Consider the following 4197-nt stretch of genomic DNA (forward strand, 5'->3'; position numbering starts at 1 on the left):
GGGTGGGGGCGCTGCAGCTTCCTCCAGAGGTCCAGCAGGGCGGCCCCGCCAGTGACTCCCAGACGCTCCAGTCTCGCGTGGGACGGCTGGAGCGCGACGCCATCGCCGAGGCTCTGCGAGAAGCCGGCGGCAAGAAGGTCCGGGCCGCTGCGTTGCTGGGCATCAGCCGCCCCACGCTGGACAAGAAGATCGAGGAGTACGGCCTCGCGGTGGAGCGGGGACGACGGGGGGAGGACGGGCGCTAGCCGCTCACCCGTGTCACTTCCCGCGACTGAGCACCACGCCGCCGATGATGAGCGCCGCGCCCAATCCCTGGAGCAGCGTGGGCCTCTCTCCACGAACGCCCCACGCGGTGAGCGCGGCCACGATGGGTACCCCCGTGTTGTAGAGCGACGCGCGTGCGCTGCCCACCTGCTGCACCGTGCGCCCCCAGATGAAGTAGCTGAGCACCAGCGGAATCAGCGCCGAATACACCACGCCCGCCCAAGCACTGAAGCCGATGCTCCCCACGTCCAGGGCGAGCACCGCCGGCGCTCCCGCCAGCACCACTCCCGGAGCTCCCGCCAGCATGGTGATGGCGGTGATGCGCAGCGCCGACACCTCGTTGCCCAGCGAGCGGATGCCCACGGTGTAGATGGCCCAGCAGACGCAGGCCACCAGGATGAGCCCGTCTCCCAACCGGGTGTCCGTGCCCAGCGATGGTCCTCGTGCCGCCACCACCAGCAGCATCCCCATCACCGCCAGCGACATGCCCATCACCAGTGGACGGTTGAGCCGCTCGACTCCCAGCGCCGCGCCGAGGGCCGCCACCAGCACGGGCGTCACCGCCACCAGCATCCCGCTGTTGGCCGCCGTCGTGTTCGCCAGCCCCAGGATGAAGCTCAGCTGGTACGCCGTGTTGCCCACCAGTCCGAGCATCCCGAGCTTGAAGAGCACCCGCCACGGCAGCGGCTTCCACCCCTCCACCGCGAGCAGCAACACCGCCATGGCCACCGAGGCCACCGCGAAACGCACCGACATGAAGGCCAGGGGAGGAATCACCCCCAGGGCCTCCTTCACCACCGTGTAGTTGGTGCCCCAGACAACGACGACACCAAGGATGGCCAGGTCGGAGGCCGAGAAGGCGCGGGGCGGCGCAGCAGGGACACTGGCGGCGGATGTGGACACGTCGCGCGAGGAAATAAGACCCAGCGTCCTTTCGTGCAAGCCGACGTTTCCCCGCCGCTCGGCTTGTCCCCATGCCGCGCCGTGGCTTAAACGCGCGCCATGGACCTACGCTTTTCGGACGAGGTGCGTCGCGCCCTCGACTCGCGGCAGCCCGTCGTCGCCCTGGAGACGAGTGTGGTGGCCCAGGGACTTCCCTATCCGGACAACCTCGCCGCCGCCCGAGCCTGCGAGGAAGCCATTCGTCGCGCCGGTGCCGTGCCCGCCGCCACCGCCGTGGTGGACGGCGTGGTGTGCATCGGCCTGGAAGACGCGGCCCTGCGCCGACTCGCGGAGGGCAAGGAGCCCCTGCTGAAGCTCGGCTCGCGCGACCTGGCCATCGCCGTGGCCACCCGTGCCTCCGGTGGCACCACCGTCAGCGCCACGTGTGAGCTGGCCGCCGCGGCCGGCATCCGTGTCTTCTCCACGGGGGGCATCGGCGGCGTCCACCGGGGCGCCTCGGAGCACTGGGACATCTCCCAGGACATCGCCGCGCTGGCTCGCTTCCCCGTGGCAGTGGTGTGCGCGGGCGCGAAGTCCGTGCTCGACCTTCCCAAGACGATGGAGCTCCTGGAGACCGCGGGCGTGCCCGTCATCGGCGTGGGCACCCGCGAGCTGCCGTCCTTCCACAGTCGTGACTCCGGCATCACGCTGGAGCACAGCGTGAATGACGTGGCCACCGCCGCGCGCATCGCTCGCGCTCGCTTCGAGACGCTGGGGCAGGGTGGGGTGCTCTACACCGTGCCGCCGCCGGAGGAGACCGCGCTGCCTCGCCATGAGGTCGAGCTGCAGATCGCCTCCGCGCTCGCGGAAGCCGAGCGCCAGGGCATCCGGGGCAAGGACGTGACGCCCTTCCTGCTGCGCGAGCTGGGCCAGCGCACGGGCGGCAAGACGCTCAAGGCCAACCTCGCGCTCCTCGTGAACAACGCCCGCTTCGCCGGTCAGCTCGCCGTGGCCTACGCACGCGGCGACTGAACCTGCTCCCTGGGGCGCGGGCGCTGTCTTCCCGCCGCGCCCTCGGGGGCCTTCGATGGATGCGCGGCGCGGCTACTGCTGGAACCAGCGCATCATCGTCTCGAGCTGCTGGCGGTCCACCTCGTCGAAGGTGGACTTGCTCGCGGAGTCGATGTCCAGCACCGCGAGCAGCTCGCGATTCTTCCCGTACACCGGCACCACGATTTCCGACGCGGAGCGCGCGTCGCAGGCGATGTGCCCCGGGAAGGCGTGCACGTCCGCCACCACCTGAGTCTCGCCCTTCGCCGCGGCGGCGCCGCAGACGCCCTGGCCGAACTTGATTTCCAGGCAGCCCAGTGTGCCCTGATAGGGGCCCACCCGGAGCAACTTCCCGGGAGTCACCACCCGGTAGAAGCCCGTCCACAGGTGGCCAAAGGCGTGGTGAATCAGGCAGCTCATCGTCGCCATGCCCGCGATGGGGTCGTCGATGCCGGCGAGCGCTGCTTGAACGTGCTGCTGCAGTTCCTCGTAGGCCTGCGCCTTGGGAGCCGCGCGCAGGTCCAGGGTGATTTCCGCCATGATGGGGTCCTCGAGCCAGGTCTCCGCACCCGCCCGTCAGGGCCCGGCGCGGTCATCGTCGTCCCACGCTTCATATCCTGAATCCCACGCCGCACAGGAGGCACCGTGGAAACGCTCCTTCTCGATTCGAATACCTGGCTGCTGGTCCTCACCGGCGCGGGCGTCTCCGCCGAGAGCGGAGTCCCGACCTTCCGAGGAATGAACGGGCTCTGGGAGGACCAGCCCGTGGAGCAGGTGGCCTCGCCCGAGGGCTTCGCGAAGGATCCGCTGCGGGTGTGGCGCTTCTACTCCCAGCGGCGAGCAGGGGCCGCGGGCGTCTCGCCCAACCCCGGCCATGACGCGCTGGTTTCCTGGGAGCGTCACCTGGGCGACCGCTTCCTCCTGGCCACGCAGAACGTGGATGGGCTGCACTCACGTGCGGGCAGCCAGCGCGTGGTGGAGATGCACGGCAACCTCTTCAAGACGCGCTGTAGCAACGACGAGTGCAAGCGCGCCCCCTTCGAGGACACCACCGTGTACGCAGCGGGCACGGTGCCCGGGTGCAAGGACTGCGGCAGCCTGCTGCGGCCCCACATCGTCTGGTTCGGCGAGTACCTGGACCCCGCGGACCTGGAGCGCATCCAAGACTTCTCGCTGCGCGCCGCCAGCTCCGGCGGGCGCTTCGTCTTCCTGGCCGCGGGCACCTCCGGCGCCGTCTACCCGGCTGCGGGCATGGTCGATCAGGTGCGCGGTGCGGGCGGGGAGACGTGGCTCGTCAACCTGGACCCCGCGGAGAACTCCCGTCGCTTCGAGCACTCCGTCCAGGGCAAGAGCGGTGAGGTGCTCCCGAAGCTGGGGCGACTCGTCTGAGTCCGCCGCATGGCGGGCAGTGCGCTCCCGGGCAGCACGCCCGTGCCTGGGACGCGAGCCCCGCCGCATGACGGCTCCCGGTGCGCACGGGAGCCGGCGGGCGCTACTCGAAGACGTTGATATCCTGCCCGGTGTTGGCGGGCCGAGGCGCTTTCGGCTTGGGGGGCGTCGCGGCGCGAATGGGCTCCAGCGTCACGTCCACCGTCTGGCTGTCTCCGGCGACACGGCTGAAGTTGAGCGAGCGCTCCTCGGACTTGTGGTTCGCGAGGCGGAAGCTCAGTTGGTGGGACTTTTCTCGCGGCAGCATGAGCTCGATGGGTGTGGTGCCGATCTGCTCCTCGCCCTCGTAGATGGCGGCCCCGGACGGCGTCGAGTTGAACTTCACCCGAAGCGCCTGCGGTGCGGCGTCGACCGGAGTCGTGGCCCCCGAGGGACTCGTCGGCCTGTCCCGAGGGACCTCGACGACCTGGGTCGCTGGCTGCTTGGAGCCACCCTGGCCTCCTCCCAGCACCACCGCCGCGCCGATGCCGAGCAGCACCAACGGCACCGCGACGAACGCGACCTTCTTGCCCGTGGACATGCCCTCCGGCTCGGGTGGGGGAGGCGGCGGGG

6 protein-coding genes are annotated in these 4197 nt (G+C 70.4%); 3 read left to right on the top strand and 3 right to left on the bottom strand.

The genetic code is table 11. The features are described 5' to 3' along the window. A partial coding sequence (locus HR086_RS45140) for a helix-turn-helix domain-containing protein (protein WP_305794125.1) occupies positions 1-245 on the top strand: 245 nt, incomplete at its 5' end. A 13-nt stretch (positions 246-258) separates the two neighbouring features. Here HR086_RS45140 and HR086_RS45145 read toward each other — a convergent pair. After that, the gene (locus HR086_RS45145) at positions 259-1206 is read right to left on the bottom strand and encodes a DMT family transporter (protein WP_254626744.1); all 948 of its coding nucleotides are present in this window, start codon (positions 1204-1206) and stop codon (positions 259-261) included. 60 nt (positions 1207-1266) lie between these two features. Between HR086_RS45145 and HR086_RS45150 the strand changes: the two genes are divergently transcribed. After that, a complete protein-coding gene (locus tag HR086_RS45150) occupies positions 1267-2178 on the top strand; it encodes a pseudouridine-5'-phosphate glycosidase (protein WP_141649362.1) in 912 nt (303 codons plus the stop codon). A 72-nt stretch (positions 2179-2250) separates the two neighbouring features. On the opposite strand, the gene HR086_RS45155 is transcribed toward HR086_RS45150, so the two are convergent. Continuing rightward, positions 2251-2736, bottom strand: coding sequence for a GAF domain-containing protein (locus HR086_RS45155; RefSeq protein WP_141649361.1), 486 nt, complete (start codon positions 2734-2736; stop codon positions 2251-2253). Between the two features lie 105 nt (positions 2737-2841). Between HR086_RS45155 and HR086_RS45160 the strand changes: the two genes are divergently transcribed. After that, positions 2842-3585 carry an NAD-dependent deacylase gene (locus tag HR086_RS45160; protein ID WP_174459329.1) on the top strand — a complete coding sequence of 248 codons (744 nt, stop codon included), beginning with the start codon at positions 2842-2844 and terminating at the stop codon, positions 3583-3585. 103 nt (positions 3586-3688) lie between these two features. Here HR086_RS45160 and HR086_RS45165 read toward each other — a convergent pair. Then, positions 3689-4197 (bottom strand): PEGA domain-containing protein (locus HR086_RS45165; protein WP_174468748.1); only part of this gene is annotated, 509 nt, incomplete at its 5' end.

Origin of the sequence: Myxococcus sp. CA039A, assembly GCF_013336645.1 — a bacterium.
In the GTDB taxonomy this organism is placed as follows: Bacteria; Myxococcota; Myxococcia; order Myxococcales; family Myxococcaceae; genus Myxococcus; species Myxococcus llanfairpwllgwyngyllgogerychwyrndrobwllllantysiliogogogochensis.